We start from the raw sequence: 19,865 nt of genomic DNA, 5'->3' as shown, positions 1-19,865 counted from the left end.
GTCTGCATGCTATTTAACGTCAATTTTCAGATTCATACTGACGAAGAGACTCAATCTAAGCTAGAAGCCAATATGGGCGCTTATACTAAGCGTCGTTTTGCTCAAAACTTCAAAGCTTTTTCTACGCTTTTCCCTTCATTATCTGAGCTGGTCGGCGCTTATATTCTTAAGCAATACGCTCCTTTTGTGACCCGAACCAAGCACCTAAATGTAAGTAACAATTACAAAGGGAGGGCGCTGTATCACGTTAATCCTTCTCTTCATGTAGAGCAGCAAGTCACTAGTTTTTCTAAACAAGCTTTGCAAGCTCAACGTCAGCTTAGTCAGACTCCTAATCCGACATTTGATCCCGCTCCAGGAGCCAAACTTGACAGTTATTTTCCCGGTTTGTCAGATAATTATCAGCCTTTGTCAGAGACTTGTGACAGCCTTATTGTATTAGGTTGTGGCTTGGGGCTGCACATTGATAAGTTGTTATCACTAAAGCCATGGAAGCGTTTGCTTATAGTTGAGCCATCACTCGAACTTTTGCATATTTCTTTGTACAGTGCTAACTGGATGTCGGTGTTACGTTATGCCAGCCAGAATGGCTGCGAAGTTGCCATGGTTGGCGGGGTTGAAGGTAGAGAGAGCTTCTCTCACATTGATGAGTGGGTCAAGCAGCACCAGCTTGTGGAGTGTTGCCTGCAACGCCACTATAGCTATAGCGAGTTTAACCAACTTGAACTAGCTGTTGCTAAAGGTGAAGTGGGCTTAGCTAGTTTTTCTAGCTTTGCGCCTAAAGCTATCAGTCGTGATCGTCAGTATGAGTGCACTTTACCGTTGATTAATTGGTACTCGAAATCTGAAACATCTAGTCAGAGTGTTATTGAAGAGGCCTTAGTCTCTAGTCGTTTTCAACGAAATTTTGCCGCATTAGAAAAGCGTTTTCCTGATATTGCTGAAGCATTTAAAAATTATGAGTTGAGCCAGTGGAAACTGTTTAGCATGCCAGATGGTGAGCTTAATTTATTCCATGCAGTGAGTGGTGATGTTTTGTTCCAACGTTCGCCTAAAGGAGAGTCTGAGCAGTTCTTTGAGCATTACCTGAAATCACCAAGAATCGAAACACTCGATGCTCGTTATATTCTGCGAAAGCCAAGTCCATTTTTACATTACAAATATTCCGATGAACTTCGCGCTCTAGTTCAGAAGCTTCCCAGTGATAGCCGACAGTTGCCAGAGAAGATACCTTCTTTCATTATGTATGGCTGTGGTTTGGGCTACCAAGTCTCACAACTACTGCTTCAGCATAAAGTTGATAACTTCATTCTTTATGAACCTAGCTGGGACTTCTTCTATGCGTCTTTATTTACGATAGACTGGGCCGAAATACTCCGAGTTGCGGATGAAGAAGAGCGCCACATTTACCTTAATGTTGGTGATGATGGCAGTAATATGTTTAATGACATCCATCTGCGGATGCATGTTCAAGGCATTAATATTCTCTCATATACTTTTTTCTTCACGAGCTATTTTGATGAGGAGCTAGATAAGAGTATTCGAGCCACTCGTGAGCAATTTCAGATCCTCACCAATATCATGGAGTATTATGATCATTCACTGTTCAATATTACTCATACTAACCATCTGTTAAAGCAAAGTTCTACGCACGTTTTACTCAAAGATAAGCCAGAGGATATTACTGAAGAGTTAGCTGAAACGCCGGTTTTTGTCATCGGTAATGGGCCGTCTCTGGACTCTTGCGTAGAGGTGATCAAAGAAAACCGTGATAAAGCGATCCTTGTGTCTTGTGGAACAAGCTTAAAGGCGCTGTATGAGTTGGGTATCCAACCTGATTTCCATGCGGAAGTTGAGCAAACTAATGCAACAACACTGTGGATTTCTCAAGTCCCTGATAAGCAATGGTTAAAGCAGATCTCTTTATTATCGGTTTGTGGTGTCCATCCTAATGTTGCTGCCATGTTTAAAGATTGCTTCTTGGGTATGAAGTTGGGGGAGGCTTCCACTGTGGCATACGGCCGTATGGACGAAAGCTTTGCGGAATACCAAGGTATACTATATTCCTATCCAACAGTGTCTAATTGCGCTATTTCTTCCCTGCTTAAACTAGGGTTTAAACAACTTTATCTGTTTGGTGTTGACTTAGGCTTTAAGGACTTGGCGAAGCACCACAGTGTTCACTCTGCATACTATAAGAAGGATGGAGAGCAACTATATGATTATGGCCGTCATGGTATTGGGTTTAGAGTGAAAGGAAATTTTGAAAGCGAGGTTTATACCAAGCATGAATTTAAATTTTCTGCGGAGATTATTGCAACCTCGCTGGCGGAGTTCCCTAGAGTTGAGTGCTATAACACTAGTGATGGAGCGTATATAGAAGGAACCATGCCGCTGCAACCTGACTCAGTGCTGTTATTAAATAATGCATTGGATAAGACGGGATTTAAGCATCGACTTGCCAGTAAAGCTTATCGAAGAGAGCTTGGTTCTTGTGTTGAAGATTTTGAAGGTTTTTATCGTAAAGATAACTTCATTGATAGTTTTGAACCGATACGGGCCTTGTGGGATGAGCCATGCATTAGCTGGGAGCAAACACTCGAAATGATGGCAGAGCAAGGAAGATTGTTTAAGAAAGCGTCCGAAGACCCCCATTCTTTGCTTTATTTTTTACTTCGAGGTAGCGGAGCGTTTTGTCTCACATATATGACTCGCTTGGCGTTTTCTGATGAAGATGAAGCGCTGTGTATGTCTCGTTTGGCTGAAGCGATTGAAGTTTGGAAGAATTACTTAGACGATGCGAAAGGTTTTTATCTTGAGCATTACGGTGAATTTGATCAAACAGCAGCACCATTGGCTGGTGCTAGCTTTAACTAAGTATTAATAAGAGACTAACAAAGATAGATTTTTTGGCCTAAGTATTGCTTTAAAATTATCAAACGAATTGATTAAAGGTAGGCTTAAAGGTGTCTGAATCGTCGCTGTTAGTAGATTGGCAAAGTTATCCTGTCCTGAAAGAGGTCTATGGCGAACTAGCATCGCCACTGCGGTTAACTCCAGCACGTGAAGTTCTTAGTCAATTTATTGTCGCTCTGCAGCAGGGAGGGGAGACCGCCAAGCCTATCTACGAGATGTTGCTTGGTGAACTCGGGTCTCTGGCTATGACTAGTGACCATTGGCTGATTGCCCGTTACAGTATAGATTTATCACAAGGGCAACAACTCAGCTCTGTGGAGCGGCTCTCAGAGCTGTGTGGGAGTATCGATTTTAGCTTTGAAGTATCAAACTACATATACTGGAACTTAGTTTCTAAAGTTTTTGCACAGCGCCATCAGTTTGAAGATAACCTCCGATATACCATCTTAGATAGAGCTTTCTCGGCACTATTCGAGAAATATAAAGTTGCTATTAACCAATTAGAGGCTGAGCAAACTAAGTCAGCGACTGATGATTCTATTACTGAACTGCTTGATGGCGTAGAAATCCTTATAATAACTAATCAGTTTCTTGGCCCAAAGCATTCGCCGACTCGACTCTGTACCGATATGGCGACTTTTTACCAAGGGCTTGGTTACAGTACGGTAGTCATCAATGCCAACATACTTCCGACTCAGGCTGAATCTTTGTTCATTGGCGGCGGCGCTTTTAATTCCGTACAACAGTTTTCTCTGGCGGGTTATGACATCCATGTTGATTCGGAGGTAATTACCGACTTTAGAGCCAATGGCCACACGTATAGCAGAGTGATCAGAGGGGAGGAGCATTTCAAGTTTCTTCAATGTTCAGACTTGATAAGTCAAAAGACATTACTGGATGCGGTGATTAAACAACAGCCCAAGTTGGTCATCTCTTTGTCTGATAGCAACTTAATGTCTGAGTATCTTGCTAGCTCTGGGCTTAGTACGATTTGTTTCCCGACTGTGTCCGATACACCTGTCACTATCTACAGCCCGGCGTTATTGAGAACCAAAGTAGATAAACAGCACCTAGCTTACACAAAGTTTAAAGACAGCAAGTTTACCCCGGACCATTACCCCCATCGACATATTGCTTCCACTGAATTGAGCCGTAAAGAACTAGGCTGGAGTGAACAACAATTTGTGCTAGTGGTTGTTGGTTCTCGTTTACATGCAGAAGTGGACGCGGCAATGTGTGACTGTTTGTATCAGTTGCTTTCTGCGTCTGCAAATATTGCGGTGGCCTTTGTTGGGACCGCAAACTTGCAAGCTCCTCAACAGCTAAAAGAATTTTCTGAGCGAGTGTTCGTTCATGGTCACCAAAAGGATCTGTATAGCCTTATACATCTTAGTGATATGTTCATAAATCCCGATCGAGTCGGAGGTGGCACTGGCTGCGTAATGGCGCTCGCTGCCGGCAAACCTGTCGCAGCGCTAGAGGCGAGCTACAGTGATGTGGCCTGGAGTGCGGGAGAAAACTTCTGCTTTACTACTTGGTTGCAGTTAGCCGAATTTGTGTTGAATTGCCATAACGACACGGATTTTTATTTGCAACAAAGTAACTTGGCTATCAAGCGAAATGAGCCGAAGTTAGATGATTCAGTAGCTTATCAGGCGTTGCTGAAAGATATGGCTATGCCCTTGCCTATGGAGGGAGCATGATAAACGTGACCAAAAGCTATTTGCCCAATAGAGAAAAGTACAAGCGGTATGTCGACAAAATATTCGATAGCTGTCACTTAACTAATAACGGACCGCTCAAAAGAGAACTTGAGCAACGCTTGAGTGAGTTCTTAGGGGTAAGTAATCTGTTGCTAGTTTGTAATGGCACAGCAGCGCTGTCATTGGCCTTTAATGCTTTGCAAATAAAGGGCAAGGTCATCACTACTCCGTTTACTTTTGCCGCAACCACTGGTGCTTTGACTTGGGGAGCGCTTAAGCCCAAGTTTGTTGATGTATCTAAAGACACCTTTAATCTGGAGCCCCATGCCGTGGAACAAGGCTTAGATGATGAAGTTAGCGCTATTCTCCCTGTTCATGTATTTGGTAATGCATGTGACGTTATAGCTTTAGATAAATTATCTAATAAGCACAAGAAAAAGTTAATTTATGATGCCTCACACTGCTTTGGTGTGCGCAATGGTAGCGGTAGCCTCCTGCAGTATGGAGATGCTAGTACATTGAGCTTTCATGCTACTAAGCTTTTTCACACTGTAGAGGGCGGTGCGGTAGCCTTTAAAGATAATGATGTCTATGAGCAAGCTAAGGCAATGATCAATTTTGGGATTAATGAGTCAGGGCAGCTAAGTGGCTTTGGTACTAATGCTAAAATGAGTGAGTTTCATGCGGCAATGGGTCTGTGTGTACTTGATGATATGCCGTGGATCCTAGAGCGAAGAGCCGAGCTTATGGAAATGTATCAGCGCGCATTAACTCAACATGTGACTTTTCAGCTTATTAACCCAAAATTCTCGAAGAGTAACGCCTATTGCCCAGTTATATTTGAGACGTCAGAGATGCGCGACCGTGTTGACTTAGGTCTGCGACGTAATGGTATTAACCCAAGGGTCTATTTTAGCCCCTCCTTAGATACGGTGTATCCCGATGCTGCCATTATGGCTAACTCCAGAGAACTAGTAGAACGAATTTTGTGTTTACCTTTATACGCTGAATTGACTAACCAACAGCACCGACTTATTTGTAAAACCATCATTGCAGCGTTGCGAGGTTAAAATGGACCTAGGGATCATGCAGCCGTATTTTCTACCTTATTTGGGTTATTTTCAGTTGTTTAATCATGTCGATCGATTCGTTATCTACGACAACATCCAATTTACTAAAAAAGGCTGGATCCAACGGAATAGAGTTTTGGCGAATGGCGAGCCCAGTTACATCGGTTTACCGCTAAAAAAAGCCTCTGATTATGCAAATATTGACGAACGTGAACTGGCGGGTACCTGGGGCAAAGAACGAGGCAAGCTTGTTGCCAAAGTTAGCCAAAACTACCGAAAAGCTCCTAGCTTTGAGAGCACAATCAGCTTGTTTGAGCGCATTGTGAATCACCCTTCCACAAACTTGTTTGACTTCTTAGCCAATAGTCTCAGCGTTGTAGCGGAGCACTTATCTATTACTACTCCGGTGCTCGCCAGTTCTAGCTTTACAGGGAACCAGTTGTTACAAGCCGAAGAGCGGGTTATTGACCTTTGCCAACGGATGGAAGCGAAGCGGTATGTTAACCCCATCGGTGGCACGGAACTGTATAGCCACACACGCTTTGCTGAACAGGGCCTGCATTTGGCGTTTCTGGAGTATCAAGTTCGTCCTTATCCGCAAGCATCGGAAGGGTTTTACTCCCACCTTTCTATCCTTGATGTACTTATGTGGAATGACTTAGCATTGGTGAAAAAGATGCTTAAACACGACTTTAGTTTACTCGGAGCCGCCGATGTATCACTGGACTAAAAAAGGCCTAATTTTTAAGGTAGCTGAGCACACCCAAGGCAGCTGGATGCAAGAGTTTGCGCAAGCTCCTGCTAGCTTGGTGTTGGATGACCGAGTTCGAATTTTCTTTTCATGCAGAGGTCTGGCTTCCGACACAGGCCAATATACCAGCTATTGCAGTTTCGTAGACTTATCTAAGGATGATTTAACTCGAGTTATTGCCGTCTCTAACAAGCCAGTATTGAGTCCTGGTGGACGTGGAGAGTTTGATGAATTTGGCGTCTATCCAATGTCAGTGGTCCGAAGAGGCCAAGAAGTGTGGGCATATTTTGCGGGTTGGACTCGCTGCAGCAGTGTGCCATTTAACACTGCGATTGGTTGGGCTAAGAGTCAAGATAAAGGGCTGAGTTTTACCAAACAAGGGCGTGGGCCAGTTTTATCTTATAGCCTGCATGAACCTTTTGTGTTGAGCGGACCTAAAATTAGAGAGTTTAACGGCAAGCTTTATATGTTTTATATCGCGGGTAGTCACTGGCTAGAAAACGGGGTAGATAAGCCCGAGCCAGTTTACAAAATTCGCTTGGCAGTATCTAGTGATGGTCAGCATTGGACCAAGTTAAACCAAAATTTAATTGCCGATAAGTTAGGTTTAAATGAAGCGCAAGCGAGTCCAGATGTGATTTGGGCTAATGGTAAGTTTCATATGTTTTACTGTTATCGACAGGGCCTTAACTTCCGGGGGAAAGAAGGAGGTTATCGTTTGGGCTATGCAAGCTCAACGGACCTGGAAAACTGGACTCGAGAAGATGCTAAACTTGGGATAGATATCTCAGAGCAAGGCTGGGACAGCGAAATGATGAGCTACCCTCACTTGCTTCACCTCGACGGCAGGACATACATGTTTTATTTAGGAAATGGGGTTGGCCGTGAAGGTTTTGGTTTAGCCGAGTTACAGGGGGCGTTATGAGTTTTAAGTGGCGCAAACTTGGTCAAATATTTAATCCGTCAGAACACAAGCTGCCAGCCGGATGCAAGGAGTTTGCTCAATCACCGCAAGCCCTGGTTCTGGATGATCGGGTCCGCATCTATTATGCTGCTAGACAAGTAGACAAGCTAGGTATGTTCGTTAGCCAGATTCTTTTTGCTGATTTTGATAAACAGTTGTCTTCGTTGCTAGCAGTAAGCGATAGACCAGTGCTCCCCCTAGGGGAGTTGGGATGTTTTGATGAACATGGGATCTTCCCTTTAAACCCGTTACCTGTCGGTGATCAGGTTTATGCCTATACCTGTGGTTGGAGTCGTCGCCAATCGGTAAGCGTCGAGACATCAGTCGGCCTAGCGATTAGTGATGATCACGGGAAAAGCTTTAAACGTTTAGGCAAAGGGCCAATACTCAGCTCCTCATTAGCAGAGCCCTTCCTCGTAGGTGATGCCTTTGTACAGCGTTTCCAAGGCAAGTTTCATATGTGGTATATGTTTGGCACTGAGTGGTTAAGCTCGCCAACGCGCGATGTTGCCGAGCGAGTATATAAAATTGGTCATGCTGTTTCCGATGATGGCATTGACTGGCATAAAGAAGAAGGTAAGCAAATTATTGCCGATGCCTTAGGGCCAGAGGAAAGTATGGCGCTACCATCTGTGATCGAATTTGATGGCCGCTACCATATGGTGTTCTGTTACCGTCATTCAACCGATTTCAGATCTAATCCAGCGCGCGGATATCGCTTAGGTTATGCCGTATCCAGCGATCTACATCACTGGGAGCGGTGTGATGAGCAATTAGGCATGGAATTTCCTCAAAGTGGTTGGGATGCCGATATGCAGTGCTACCCGCATTGGTTTCATTGTGACGGAGAGATATTTCTGCTCTACAACGGCAACCAGTTTGGCCGCAATGGTTTTGGAGCATTTCAACTTGTCCGCTAAGTCACCAATACTGCTGTTAAACAAAGCCCAAGCTAATCAAATTAACCAACACTTACTGCGTTGCGATGACAGTTTCTCTCCGCATTTGAGCTCAACGGTTTGCCTAGATCAATATGCGGAAAAGCTGTTTAGCAAGGCGCAACGATTAGAATTATGGGTAGATGAGCTGCTAGTTGGATTACTGGCTTTTTACTTGAATGAAGAGTTTGTATTTATTACCAATATTAGCCTTGAAGAGTCTTGGCGAGGGAGTCATTATGCCAAGACAATGCTGGAAGAGTGTGAGTACTTGGCTCTAGATAATAAGTTGAATACTGTTCGACTTGAAGTTGGAAGCGCTAATGATAGGGCGAGAGCGTTTTACCAACGTAATGGCTTTACGAAACACGCAGTGCAAAATCAACCAAGCCTTCTGCGACTGGAAAAAACCTTAAAGAGTACGCAATGATGGAAGAACGGAATTACAACCAAGAAATTATCGATAACGCAGAGCGTCAGTATGCTTACAGCTTCGACTTTGACGTGATGCACCCATTTATGTTACAGGCCTTTAAGGCATTCTGGCGTGAAGGTTCAAGCTTAGAGCTTGGGTGTTTTCAAGGTGCCTTTAGTAAACGTTTGCTTTCGGTAAGCGAGCAACTCACTTGTGTTGAAGCCTCAAGTGATGCTTTGCAGGTAGCCAAGCAGGAAATAGGGGATCAAGCCACTTTCGTTAATGGTCGGTTTGAAGATGTCTCACTACCTGAAACCTATGACAACATTGTAATGACACATGTGTTGGAGCATGTAGACGATCCAGTTGTAGTACTAAAGCGGATTAACCAAGAGTGGTTAGGCGCTAAAGGGCGTTTTTTTTTAGTCTGTCCCAACGCTAATGCACCTTCGCGCCAAATAGCAGTGAAAATGGGGCTGATTTCTCATAATTCTGCCGTAACGCCTGGAGAGCAAGAACACGGGCACCGCTGTACTTATACGCTTGACACTTTAGAGCGTGATGCGAAAGCTGCTGGGCTAAAGGTGATTTACCGTAGCGGCATATTTTTCAAGGCTCTTGCTAATTTCCAATGGGATCGCTTATTACAAACCGACATCATCAGCAAGAAGTACCTGCAAGGCTGCTATGAGTTAGGGCACCAATACCCAGACTTGTGTTCAAGTATTATGCTGGTCTGTGAGAAAGGTGAATGAACTAAGGCACGTTCTTGAAACGTGCCCAGTAAGTAGTTTAGTTGGCGCTATTTTTGTGGCTTATCACTAATTCAGCGAAGTATTCATCAAGATCTTGTTCTTCTGAACCCAGTAACTGATGGTAGACCTTGCTAGGAAAAGCGATGGTATTCTCTTTGAATTGTACGAAGGTTTGTGGAGGTTCATCTTCCGTTTCTTCCTGATAGAGCCAGCTTCCACCTACTGTTTGAATAAATACCTCACCCACATACGCGCCGAACAAATAAGAGAGAGTAAACAGCTCTTTATCGTCAATAGACAAGGCGTCGATATTACTAATAATGTTGCTAACCGTAGACACACTTGACTCGGAAAAGTCGAGTTCACAGTTGTAATTTCCTTTTGCAAAAGCAATCGCATCTTGCGCCGCACCTTGCATTAGTTCCACAATGTTTACTTTCTCTGACATAACTATTCTGTCCTTTTAGTCGTAATTATTTAACCAAATCCCAAGAGGTAGGGGTGCCTCGTAACACATCCTTTAAAAGGGTCTTGCCGATTAACTGTTCCATCTCTTTTGGAGCTAAGCCATAACCGGGGCGAATTCTCCGTAGGTGTTTTTCTTCGATAACACTACCAGCTGGCAGGTCTTGCACAAAATACACTGAACGTCGAAATTTTAGGTTGGTTTGTTCAGCTTGCTGAGTTGCTATATCTGAGCGACCCAAAGCGGCATGCGATTGTTTTGTTACTTCGCATAATTCTTTTAATTCATTAGGTTCCAAAGAAAATGATGAGTCCGGGCCACCGTCATTTCGGTCCAAAATTACGTGCTTTTCAATGACATTTGCACCTAAAGCAGTGGCGCTAATTGCTGCGAGGTGACCTATACTATGGTCAGATAGCCCCACTAAGCAGTCAAATTCTTCTGCCAGTTTATTCATGCTGTTTAAATTGGCTTGCTCAACTGGTGATGGATAAGCACTAATACAATGAAGTAGTACCAGCTGTTTGCAGCCGTTGTGCTTGGCACATTGAACCGCCTGGGATACTTCTTCAAGGTTAGCCATGCCAGTAGACATGATCATTGGTTTACCCGTTTTTGCTACGTAGGCGATAAGGGGGAGGTCCACCAATTCAAATGAGGCGACTTTATAAGCTGGAGCGTTAAGTGACTCTAATAAATCTACTGCACTTTCGTCAAAGGGAGAAGAAAATAGAGTGATGTTTAGCTCATTAGCTTTGTCGAAAAGTGTTTTATGCCACTCGAATGGAGTGTAGGCTTTAGCGTAAAGCTGGTAGAGGCTTTGTCCCTCCCACAGGCCATCTTCAATCAAGAAGCCGGGCATGTCAGATTCAATTGTCATTGTGTCAGGCGTGTAGCTTTGGATTTTGATTGCATCCGCACCGGCGTTTTTTATCGCGACCATAGTGTCTAAGGCTTTTTTCAAAGAACCATTATGGTTTGCAGACAGCTCCGCGATGATATAGGGCGGAAAAGCCTGACCTAGTTGACGGTCTGCAATCGAAAATTCGTTCATTGATTATCCTTGCTCCTGGATCCAGTAATCTGGTTTAACTTGTTGAAACCCTGACTTTTTGAATAGATTTTGTGAGGCGTAGTTGTTCTCTTTGACCTGAGCCTCAAGCTTTACCGTTGGGAAACACTTCCGTATTAGCCTTAGCATCGCATAGGCGTTGCCTTGGCGATAGTATGCGGGGGCACAGTATATGGAAATCAACATGCTTTGATTAGCTTGTCGAGTGAGCCGTACACTGCCCAAAGCAGTTTTACCCGACTTGGCTAGGAAAATGTATTCGTCTGAGTTGTCTAATGCTTGCTCAAACCAACTAAGGTGCTCTGGCCAAAGTGGCGCTTCAGGTGAGTTTGCATATTGTCTGGTTTGAGGCAGTGATTGCCATTGATACAATTGTTCTGCATCGCCGTGAACAGCTCGCTGGAGTTTGACTGCTCGACCCTTATTATTTGAGGTAGTTAGGGCCGCAAACGCGATGCGCTCTGTTCCATGCCCATCGATTAAAGCCTGCGCTGCAGCAGACAAACTTTGGTAGCGTTTATCTACTGTGACTAAGGCTTGGTCGAGTTCTTGTTGAGTAAGCTCAGGAATTACAACTGCAACCGCTTTAGCATCCATAGCTGCAGTGTTATCCCGCTGGTTCTCTGCCATGCAAAAGCAAATAGACGGTAAACCGAGGTAGCAGCGTTCCCACGCCGAGCCACCAGCTGCACCAATAGCAATATCGGCTGCTAGTTGGCGCTGTGGCATATCTTTTACCGCTTGATTTACCTCTACATGGAATCGACTTGATTGGGCGGCTAAATTTAGACTGGCGATCTGTTGGTAAGCCGCTCCGACGACCACATCCAATACCACGTCATCGGCTAGTTGAGATTTTTCTAATAGCTGCAAGCTTCTCAGGGTTAAGTTATCTAGGTCACTTCCACCGAAATTCAGCAGTAGCCGATTTATCGAAGAGTATGATCGGCGCTTGAATGATGCTTGTTGTCGGTACGTTAAGTAAGAGGGATTTAGTATGCTGAAATCACTACCCAATAACAGCTGGCAGTGTGGCATCACTAAGTCTTGGTAGTCAGCCTCACTACGTTGTGGAGACTGGTCAACTAGGATGTCACAGTCGTGATGGCGATTGGCTAGGTCGTCTACAACCATGATTTTTTCAACATAGTCGCTTAATGGGGTTTCCCAGGCTTTATTTAAGCTATAGTGGTCGACAATCAGTAAATCAGGTCTGCAGTTTAGAGAGTGAATAAACTGCCTAGTTTGTTCTAGGTCATCTTCTTGAGTACCGCCGAGCCATTGGGCATAACCCGTTTGCGAGGGGGGCTGTTCAGAAATGGAAAGGCGCTCAACTGGATAGCCAAGTGTTTCTAGTTGAGTTATGAGACTTCCTGCAAAGTTTTTACAAATAAACCTTACATCTGCGCCTAGAGATTTATAAAGCTCGGCAAGGCTTAGGCAGCGCGTAACATGGCCGGTGCCTATTATGGTTGATGCGTCAGCGCGAATAAGCACAAGCACTTAGCTTTCCTCTAATATTCGATGCTGATAGATCAATTCGGCCAGTCGCCAATCATCTGGGTCATCAATATCCACCACGGAACCTTTTGGTAAGACTAACGGACTGGCCAAAGAGCTTAAAATGGGTTTAGCTTCGATAAAGGCATTGTAGGTACCCCAATAAAACTGCCCGGTATCGTAGTAATGCGCTTGCAAATCTTGCGACCGAGTGGCGACTGCCTCTGGTTTAGCCATCGCGATGTGGCCATTGTTATCCACGGCTAAGGCTCGTTGGATTGGACTTGGGTATTCACATACAGGGTAGCAATAATCGCTATCTTGCTGGATTAGCAGTTCAAGGCCTTTACGTAGATGAGAAGCTTGCACAAATGGAGCCGTTGCGTATATACAGCAAACGAAAGCTGGCTCTTGTTCAATCGAAGGTTGCTTGAGAGCATGCTGAATGACTTCAACCGTACCAGCAAAGTCATTGCTGAGATCTGCTGGCCTCAGAAAAGGAACTGAAGCGCCATAACTTTTGGCGATAGTAGCTATCTCTGTTGAATCAGTGGATACAACGACTTGATTAAAGCATTTAGATTCTAAAGCGCTCTGAATGCTATATGCAATTATGGGTTTACCGTGAAACTGTCGAATGTTTTTTTTCGGTATCCGCTTACTGCCACCACGAGCAGGAATAATCGCAATACGTTTCATAGCAGCCCCTCGGCCAAGCATTGCATAATATAATCTTGTTGTGAGTCAGATAAGCCTGGGTATAGTGGCAGACTTATTGCTCGCTGGTAATAGTTTTCCGCTTTCGGAAAGTCTCCTGCTTGGAAGCCAAGCGCCTTATAATAGGGTTGTAGATGAACGGGAATATAATGAACATTAACGTTGATTTTATTTTGTCTTAAATGAGCAAAAAGCTGCTTTCGTTTGCCGGCGTCATGTAAGCGGATAACGTAGAGGTGCCAAGCTGAACTCGCTTTTTCTAGTTCTAAAGGTAAATCTAATGGAAGCCCACTCAGGCCCTTTGTATAGCGTTTTGCTAACTGTTGGCGCTGTGCAATCCAAGGAAAGACATTCTTTAATTGTGAACTACCTAGCGCAGCTTGAAGGTCGGTCATTCGGTAATTGAAGCCTAGATCGATTTGTTGGTAATACCAATCTCCATCGGGGGCTTGATCCATCAATTGCGGGTCGCGGGTCACTCCATGGCTACGTAGCAACTGCATTTTTTTGTGTAATTCGGGGGCATTAGTTAACGCTGCGCCTCCTTCGCCGGTAGTGATTATCTTTACTGGGTGAAAGCTAAATACGGTGATATCACTATATTTACAATTGCCAATTTGCTCGTTTAAATAGCGTCCGCCAATAGCATGAGAAGCGTCTTCGATAATGTTGAAGTTATATTGTTTGCCAAGTGCTGCAATAGCTTGCATATCACAAGGCTGACCACACATGTGCACTGCGATTATGACCTTTGGTAGTTTCCCTTGCTGTTTCGCTTGTTCTAGTTTTTGTTCTAAAGCATTAGCGCACAAGTTATAGGTATCGGGATCAATATCAACAAAATCAACTTGAGCACCGCAATACAGCGCGCAGTTAGCTGAGGCCACAAAAGTAATTGGGCTGGTCCAAACAATATCGCCATTTCCCACCTCAAGTACTTTACATGCGATATGTAAAGCGCTGGTTGCAGAATTTGTGGCAAGAGCGTATTTAGCTCCGCTTAAATCACACAGCGCCTGCTCAAACTCAGGAACGCAAGGTCCTTGGGTTAAGTAATCTGAGCGCAGAACCTCAACAACAGCTTCAATATCCTGCTCAGAGATATTCTGTTTTCCGTAAGGAATCATATCTCTGCCAATTTATCAAAAGCTAAAATTTGTTCAGGGCTTAAATAGTCTGGATTGGTTTCTGAGTGGTACTCAAATCCAGCTTCTACTTGTTTACCCACTTCATCGATGAGGTTTCTCGCGTAGTTGTGCTCATCGTTGTAAAACTTGATACTAGGACAAATGACGTAATGATCATCAAATTCAATGGTGAGATGGGAGTCATCACCAGGGCACATGATTTCGTGTAGCTTTTCTCCGGGTCTTATACCGATAATTTTAATCGGTAGGTCCGGCGCATAGGTTTTCGCCAAGTCAACAATTCGCACCGATGGTATTTTGGGAATAAATATCTCTCCTCCGTACATGCGGCTGAAATTTTTAAGCACAAAATCAACGCCTTGCTGGAGAGTAATCCAAAAACGGGTCATATCCTCATGAGTGATTGGTAAGTGGTCACTACCATTAGCAATGAGCTGTTTGAAGAATGGAACAACGGAGCCTCTGGAGCCAACAACGTTGCCATAGCGAACAACCGCAAACCGAGTTTGTCCTTGACCCACCATGTTATTCGCTGCAACAAAAAGCTTGTCTGAAGCAAGCTTGGTTGCGCCATACAAATTAATTGGTGATGCGGCTTTATCTGTTGAAAGCGCAATCACTTTGCTGACGTTATTTTCGATAGCGGCTTTAATTACGTTTTCGGCACCATGAATGTTTGTTTTGATGCACTCCATAGGGTTGTATTCAGCGGCGGGTACCTGCTTTAGTGCTGCCGCATGAATAACATAATCTACATCGTTCATGGCCTGTATTAAGCGTTCTCTATCCCGCACATCACCAATGAAATATCGCATACATGGGTCGTTAAAATGCTGCTGCATCTCATATTGCTTTAACTCATCACGAGAATAGATAATGAGGCGTTTAGGCTTATAGCGCTCAAGAATGGTCTTTGTGTACTTCTTACCAAATGAACCTGTGCCGCCAGTAATTAAAATAGACTTATTATCAAACATAACGATTCCATATATTCGTTAGTAATAGAACACTTATACAAATCATAAGCTTCCGTTACTGTTACGCTAAGCAATAAATGCTCCATTTATGAACTTGGCTAGAAAAATCACCGAACTTTTTTAGTAGTAGCTCACTAATTCTACACATCATCTAAGATCTCAGGGCTTAGTAAGCCTTGGTTTATTCATAAATCAAAGTTGCGTCATATTTTTGTCGCTTTTACTGCTTATGCCTTGCGTATTTTTGACGCCTGTTTACAATCATTTAATAGGGTAACTAGCCATAAGTTTGTCGCAAGGTAGCTTATTTTTTGCAGGGGATAGGGATGCAAGCATCCAATAGCGTTTTAGTTTGTGAAAGTGACCAAGAGAGAGCTAAGCAACTAGAAACGGTACTTGGTTTTATTGGCCAACAATTTAACGTATGCAATACCGACGAGCTAAGTGCTTTGGCGAGTAATGCAGATAAAGTTGTACTAATCAGTAAACAGTTAGAGGATGTGCAAAGCATTATTGCTAAACATCCTCATTGTCCATTTTTAACAGTAGGTGAGGGCAGCATCGTTGAGGTGTTACCTAACCTTATCGGCCATTTAGATCTACCTTTTAATTATGAGCAGCTTACTCAGTTGCTACATCACTGTGACGCATACTTAACTCATCTACCTGGTAAAACAAGCCCTGCTAAAAGTGAGCGTTTACGCCAGAACTTGATTGGTAAAGGTATCGCTATTCAAGAAGTACGTCACTTGATAGAACAGGTGGCAACTAAAGAAGCCAACGTACTTATTCTCGGTGAATCGGGTACGGGTAAAGAAGTGGTAGCCAAAGCTATTCACGACCATTCAGTGCGCAGCGAAGGGCCATTTGTGCCAATTAACTGTGGCGCTATCCCTCCCGATTTACTTGAAAGTGAATTATTTGGCCATGAAAAAGGCGCGTTTACTGGCGCCTTTGCTATGCGCAAAGGCCGCTTTGAATTGGCCGAAGGTGGCACGTTGTTCTTAGACGAAATTGGTGACATGCCAATGCCTATGCAGGTTAAATTACTACGTGTACTGCAAGAGCGTCAGTTTGAGAGAGTGGGTGGAAGTAAAGCGATTACCGCAAATGTGCGAGTGGTAGCGGCAACGCACCGCCAGCTAGAGCGGATGATTGAACAAGAGAAGTTTCGAGAAGATTTATATTATCGCTTGAACGTATTCCCCATTGAAATGCCATCGTTGCGAGAGCGCCAGGATGATATTCCTCTGTTGCTTCAAGAGTTGGTTAATCGCCATGAAGACGAGCATTCGGCAGTGGTTAGGTTTACCCAACGCGCAGTTGAGTCCTTAATGCAGCATCAATGGCCAGGTAACGTACGTGAGTTATCCAATTTGGTTGAACGCCTGCTAATTTTGCATCCTGACCAAATTGTCGACGTAAACGATTTGCCGCCGAAGTATCGTCATATTGATGCCGAAACCTTTGAGCCTAATTACAGCCCTGAGCTAGCTGAACGCGATGCGCTGTTAGCTATTTTTAGTGATGAAGATGCTTCGGTATTTTCTGATCCAAGTCCCGAAGCGCTGTTTCCTGATGGGGAGCAAGATCAGGAGCTTGATGAAGAAGGCTGGGGAGCGGTACAGCAGCTCCCAGATGAAGGTGTTAACTTAAAAGAGTTATTGGCAGACTTAGAGGTAGATTTAATTCGCCAAGCGCTTGAGCAGCAAGATGGTGTGGTTGCTCGAGCGGCAGAACAACTGGGGATGCGGCGAACAACCTTGGTTGAAAAAATGCGTAAGTACGGTTTGAATAAAGATAGCTAAACGCATAAATCTAATATTAAGGCTCTGAATTCAGAGCCTTTTTTATATGGCACGAATATTGATTGATAAGCACTGTTAACGGTTTTATGACGCGGAGCTTATTTCATGCCCTCAGTGCAACTTCAACAACAGCCAACCAGCTTATCTGAGCATAACTTGTCGCAGATTTTCGACGTTATGCCATCGGGCTTAGTATTGCTTGATAATAAAGGTTTTGTCTCTAGGGCAAATCCGGTGGCTAAGCAATTGCTGGGAGATGATATAGAGCAACAACGTTGGTTAGAGGCAGTACCAAGATTGTTCTCGCCAAAGGCCGATGATGGACACGAACTCTCATTGGTTGATGGCAGGCGGGTAAAGCTAAGTCTCTCGCCTTTACAAGATACTCAAGGTCAGCTCATTGTTTTGACCGATATGACACATACCCGCCAACTTCAAGCCAATGTTGCCAAGTTGCAGCGTATGTCTGCGTTAGGAAATATGGTGGCCTCGCTAGCCCATCAAATTAGAACGCCACTTTCCGCTGCCATGCTGTATGGCTCTAATTTATCGAATAAAACCTTGTCGGATAATGCCCGCGATAACTTTCAAAATAAAATGATGGACCGCCTTAATGACTTAGAAACACAAGTGAACGATATGCTGTTGTTTGCTAAAAGTGGCGAAAAGATGGTGGTTAATCAGGTCAGTGCTCAGCAAATCATAGAACAATTGCAAGCTGCTACTGAGGCTTGCGTGCGTCAACATCAGGTTAAATTGTCCTGCGTAGTAAGTGCACCACATGCAGAAGTTCTAGTTAATGCCAATGCCTTGGTTTCTGCCTTGTCTAATTTGGTCGAAAACGCCGCGCAGTTAAGTGTTAAGGGAGGTGAACTAAAAGTTCACCTTAGCTGTTCTGGTGAGGAGCTTCTCATTAGTGTCGAAGACCACGCTGGTGGGATAGATGAAGCGAGCAAACATAAAATATTTGAACCTTTTTATACCACTAAGCAAAACGGAACAGGTTTAGGCTTGGCGGTAGTGAACTCTGTAGTGAAGGCGCATCACGGAAGTATTGAGCTTGAATCAAATTCAAAAGGCTCATGCTTTACAGTGCGTTTACCACGTCCTGAGGCACACCATCATGATCTTGCTGTAGGAGGGCAATAACCATGAGTCAATCTACAATCCTTATTGTTGAAGATGATGCCGGTCTTCGAGAAGCATTGGTAGATACCTTGCAATTAGCGGGATATCACTGTGAACAAGCGGATAGTGCAGAGTCTGCACTCATTGTCTTAGCGGAAGAACCCGTTGATCTAGTGGTGAGTGATGTGCAAATGAGTGGCATGGATGGTTTAAGCCTACTTAAAAATATCAAACAAAAATGGCCACAAACGCCAGTTTTGTTAATGACCGCTTATGCCAAAATTGACGATGCCGTTTCGGCAATGCGTGATGGTGCTATTGACTACCTATCAAAACCTTTTTCACCAGAAGTATTGCTAAACCAGGTTGGCCGCTATGCACCTTCTATTAAGGTAGAAAAACGCGAACCTGTTTATGGCGATGCTTCTACCGAAGCGTTATTAAAGTTGAGCCAGAAAGTTGCAGCGTCTGAGGCGTCGGTATTGATTAGCGGGCCAAGTGGCGCGGGTAAAGAAGTATTGTCACGTTATATTCACGACTGCTCACCACGTAAAGACCACGAGTTTGTCGCTATAAACTGTGCCGCTATCCCCGAGAATATGCTTGAAGCAACGTTGTTTGGTTATGAGAAAGGTGCCTTTACTGGTGCCATCAAAGCTTGTCCTGGTAAGTTCGAGCAGGCGCAAGGCGGAACTATTTTGCTAGATGAAATTAGTGAAATGGATCTTGGCTTACAAGCTAAGCTACTGCGAGTGTTACAAGAGCGGGAAGTTGAGCGCTTGGGCAGCCGCAAAATGATAAAACTAGATGTTCGCGTGATTGCTACCAGCAACCGAGATATGCGAGAAATTGTTAGGCTAGGTCAGTTTAGAGAAGATTTATATTACCGACTAAATGTATTTCCACTAAATTGGCTACCATTAGAGCAACGTAAAGGAGATGTATTGCCTTTAGCGACGCATTTGCTCAATCGCCATTGTGCACAAAACTATGAGCTGAGCTTAAGTGCGCAGCATAAATTACTCAATCATTCCTGGCCGGGTAATGTGCGCGAGCTAGACAATGTTATGCAAAGGGCGCTAATTCTAGCTAATGGTAACGTGATTGATAGTGACTGCTTAGTCATAGAAAATCAGTTAGAGCCATTACAGGTTGAACCCGTGGTTGAGTCATCACTGGCAAATGAACCTTTAGGTAACGAGTTACGCCAGCAAGAACAACAAATTATTTTAGATACACTTAAAGCGTGCCATGGCAAGCGTAAAGATGTCGCGGAAAAGTTGGGTATTAGTCCTAGAACACTCCGCTACAAGTTGGCACGCATCAAAGATTCTGGTGTAGAGCTTCCCGCCTAAAAAATAGCAGACACTATTAACAAAAAGCAGTATATCCAGATGATATACTGCTTTTTGTTTAAAAGTGGGATAAGCGTTCGGTTTATTTTGTTTTTTGTTAATAAATTAGTGAGGCTTATTGTCGGCTTTTCACGTATAATGCCGCCGAATTTTTTAGTTCTTATCTATCCCCCGATAAGAAC

Annotated in this window: 17 protein-coding genes; 11 read left to right on the top strand and 6 right to left on the bottom strand. The window is 44.0% G+C overall.

All coding sequences use genetic code 11. The annotated features are described in order from the left end of the window. The first annotated feature begins 6 nt into the window (after positions 1–6). From ACYFDN_RS01845 to ACYFDN_RS01810, 8 genes are all read left to right on the top strand, one after another. Positions 7–2,877, top strand: coding sequence for a motility associated factor glycosyltransferase family protein (locus ACYFDN_RS01845; RefSeq protein ID WP_483509812.1), 2,871 nt, complete (start codon positions 7–9; stop codon positions 2,875–2,877). Between the two features lie 89 nt (positions 2,878–2,966). After that, a complete protein-coding gene (locus ACYFDN_RS01840; RefSeq protein WP_483509811.1) occupies positions 2,967–4,619 on the top strand; it encodes a glycosyltransferase family 4 protein in 1,653 nt (550 codons plus the stop codon). Then, positions 4,616–5,689 (top strand): DegT/DnrJ/EryC1/StrS family aminotransferase, encoded by a 1,074-nt coding sequence (locus ACYFDN_RS01835; protein WP_483509810.1) that lies wholly within the window; start codon positions 4,616–4,618, stop codon positions 5,687–5,689. Before ACYFDN_RS01840 ends, ACYFDN_RS01835 begins: the two co-directional genes overlap by 4 nt. A gap of 16 nt (positions 5,690–5,705) precedes the next feature. Next, a complete protein-coding gene (locus ACYFDN_RS01830) occupies positions 5,706–6,419 on the top strand; it encodes a WbqC family protein (protein WP_483509809.1) in 714 nt (237 codons plus the stop codon). Further along, positions 6,403–7,365 (top strand): hypothetical protein, encoded by a 963-nt coding sequence (locus tag ACYFDN_RS01825; RefSeq protein ID WP_483509808.1) that lies wholly within the window; start codon positions 6,403–6,405, stop codon positions 7,363–7,365. Before ACYFDN_RS01830 ends, ACYFDN_RS01825 begins: the two co-directional genes overlap by 17 nt. Next, positions 7,362–8,324: a hypothetical protein gene (locus tag ACYFDN_RS01820; RefSeq protein WP_483509807.1), complete on the top strand. Its 963-nt coding sequence runs from the start codon at positions 7,362–7,364 to the stop codon at positions 8,322–8,324. Before ACYFDN_RS01825 ends, ACYFDN_RS01820 begins: the two co-directional genes overlap by 4 nt. After that, entirely contained in the window at positions 8,314–8,772 is a 459-nt protein-coding gene (locus tag ACYFDN_RS01815; RefSeq protein WP_483509806.1) for a GNAT family N-acetyltransferase, read from the top strand. The genes ACYFDN_RS01820 and ACYFDN_RS01815 overlap by 11 nt, the downstream gene beginning before the upstream one ends. Next, positions 8,769–9,512, top strand: coding sequence for a class I SAM-dependent methyltransferase (locus tag ACYFDN_RS01810; protein ID WP_483509805.1), 744 nt, complete (start codon positions 8,769–8,771; stop codon positions 9,510–9,512). The genes ACYFDN_RS01815 and ACYFDN_RS01810 overlap by 4 nt, the downstream gene beginning before the upstream one ends. Before the next feature lie 37 nt (positions 9,513–9,549). Here the strand turns inward: ACYFDN_RS01810 and ACYFDN_RS01805 are convergent, their stop codons facing one another. From ACYFDN_RS01805 to pseB, 6 genes are read right to left on the bottom strand one after another with little or no spacing between them, the layout of a single operon-like run. Continuing rightward, the gene (locus ACYFDN_RS01805) at positions 9,550–9,960 is read right to left on the bottom strand and encodes a hypothetical protein (protein ID WP_483509804.1); all 411 of its coding nucleotides are present in this window, start codon (positions 9,958–9,960) and stop codon (positions 9,550–9,552) included. 25 nt (positions 9,961–9,985) lie between these two features. Continuing rightward, positions 9,986–11,032, bottom strand: a complete 1,047-nt coding sequence (gene pseI / locus ACYFDN_RS01800) for a pseudaminic acid synthase (protein ID WP_483509803.1) — start codon at positions 11,030–11,032, stop codon at positions 9,986–9,988. 3 nt (positions 11,033–11,035) lie between these two features. Further along, entirely contained in the window at positions 11,036–12,553 is a 1,518-nt protein-coding gene (gene pseG, locus ACYFDN_RS01795) for a UDP-2,4-diacetamido-2,4,6-trideoxy-beta-L-altropyranose hydrolase (RefSeq protein ID WP_483509802.1), read from the bottom strand. Then, positions 12,554–13,249 (bottom strand): pseudaminic acid cytidylyltransferase, encoded by a 696-nt coding sequence (gene pseF / locus ACYFDN_RS01790; protein ID WP_483509801.1) that lies wholly within the window; start codon positions 13,247–13,249, stop codon positions 12,554–12,556. After that, on the bottom strand, positions 13,246–14,394 hold the full coding sequence (pseC, locus tag ACYFDN_RS01785; RefSeq protein ID WP_483509800.1) for a UDP-4-amino-4,6-dideoxy-N-acetyl-beta-L-altrosamine transaminase: 1,149 nt from the start codon (positions 14,392–14,394) through the stop codon (positions 13,246–13,248). The genes pseF and pseC overlap by 4 nt, the downstream gene beginning before the upstream one ends. Continuing rightward, a complete protein-coding gene (pseB, locus tag ACYFDN_RS01780; RefSeq protein WP_483509799.1) occupies positions 14,391–15,392 on the bottom strand; it encodes a UDP-N-acetylglucosamine 4,6-dehydratase (inverting) in 1,002 nt (333 codons plus the stop codon). The genes pseC and pseB overlap by 4 nt, the downstream gene beginning before the upstream one ends. Positions 15,393–15,718: 326 nt before the next feature. Here pseB and ACYFDN_RS01775 point away from each other — a divergent pair, with 326 nt between their 5' ends. From ACYFDN_RS01775 to ACYFDN_RS01765, 3 genes are all read left to right on the top strand, one after another. Further along, positions 15,719–17,200 carry a sigma-54 dependent transcriptional regulator gene (locus ACYFDN_RS01775; RefSeq protein WP_483509798.1) on the top strand — a complete coding sequence of 494 codons (1,482 nt, stop codon included), beginning with the start codon at positions 15,719–15,721 and terminating at the stop codon, positions 17,198–17,200. A gap of 105 nt (positions 17,201–17,305) precedes the next feature. Then, positions 17,306–18,349 carry a sensor histidine kinase gene (locus tag ACYFDN_RS01770; RefSeq protein WP_483509797.1) on the top strand — a complete coding sequence of 348 codons (1,044 nt, stop codon included), beginning with the start codon at positions 17,306–17,308 and terminating at the stop codon, positions 18,347–18,349. Between the two features lie 2 nt (positions 18,350–18,351). Further along, on the top strand, positions 18,352–19,683 hold the full coding sequence (locus ACYFDN_RS01765) for a sigma-54-dependent transcriptional regulator (RefSeq protein ID WP_483509796.1): 1,332 nt from the start codon (positions 18,352–18,354) through the stop codon (positions 19,681–19,683). Positions 19,684–19,865 lie beyond the last annotated feature (182 nt).

It is taken from the genome of Agarivorans sp. D1326 (genome assembly GCF_056958115.1).
This window is presented reverse-complemented; position numbering and strand designations above follow the sequence as displayed.

Bases quoted from the DNA above. Each gene is read 5' to 3' on its own strand.
- ACYFDN_RS01845 (WP_483509812.1), top strand. From the start codon at position 7: ATGCTATTTAACGTCAATTTTCAGATTCATACTGACGAAGAGACTCAA.
- ACYFDN_RS01835 (WP_483509810.1), top strand. From the start codon at position 4,616: ATGATAAACGTGACCAAAAGCTATTTGCCCAATAGAGAAAAGTACAAG.
- ACYFDN_RS01830 (WP_483509809.1), top strand. From the start codon at position 5,706: ATGCAGCCGTATTTTCTACCTTATTTGGGTTATTTTCAGTTGTTTAAT.
- ACYFDN_RS01825 (WP_483509808.1), top strand. From the start codon at position 6,403: ATGTATCACTGGACTAAAAAAGGCCTAATTTTTAAGGTAGCTGAGCAC.
- ACYFDN_RS01820 (WP_483509807.1), top strand. From the start codon at position 7,362: ATGAGTTTTAAGTGGCGCAAACTTGGTCAAATATTTAATCCGTCAGAA.
- ACYFDN_RS01810 (WP_483509805.1), top strand. From the start codon at position 8,769: ATGATGGAAGAACGGAATTACAACCAAGAAATTATCGATAACGCAGAG.
- ACYFDN_RS01805 (WP_483509804.1), bottom strand. From the start codon at position 9,960: ATGTCAGAGAAAGTAAACATTGTGGAACTAATGCAAGGTGCGGCGCAA.
- pseI (WP_483509803.1), bottom strand. From the start codon at position 11,032: ATGAACGAATTTTCGATTGCAGACCGTCAACTAGGTCAGGCTTTTCCG.
- pseF (WP_483509801.1), bottom strand. From the start codon at position 13,249: ATGAAACGTATTGCGATTATTCCTGCTCGTGGTGGCAGTAAGCGGATA.
- pseC (WP_483509800.1), bottom strand. From the start codon at position 14,394: ATGATTCCTTACGGAAAACAGAATATCTCTGAGCAGGATATTGAAGCT.
- pseB (WP_483509799.1), bottom strand. From the start codon at position 15,392: ATGTTTGATAATAAGTCTATTTTAATTACTGGCGGCACAGGTTCATTT.
- ACYFDN_RS01775 (WP_483509798.1), top strand. From the start codon at position 15,719: ATGCAAGCATCCAATAGCGTTTTAGTTTGTGAAAGTGACCAAGAGAGA.
- ACYFDN_RS01770 (WP_483509797.1), top strand. From the start codon at position 17,306: ATGCCCTCAGTGCAACTTCAACAACAGCCAACCAGCTTATCTGAGCAT.
- ACYFDN_RS01765 (WP_483509796.1), top strand. From the start codon at position 18,352: ATGAGTCAATCTACAATCCTTATTGTTGAAGATGATGCCGGTCTTCGA.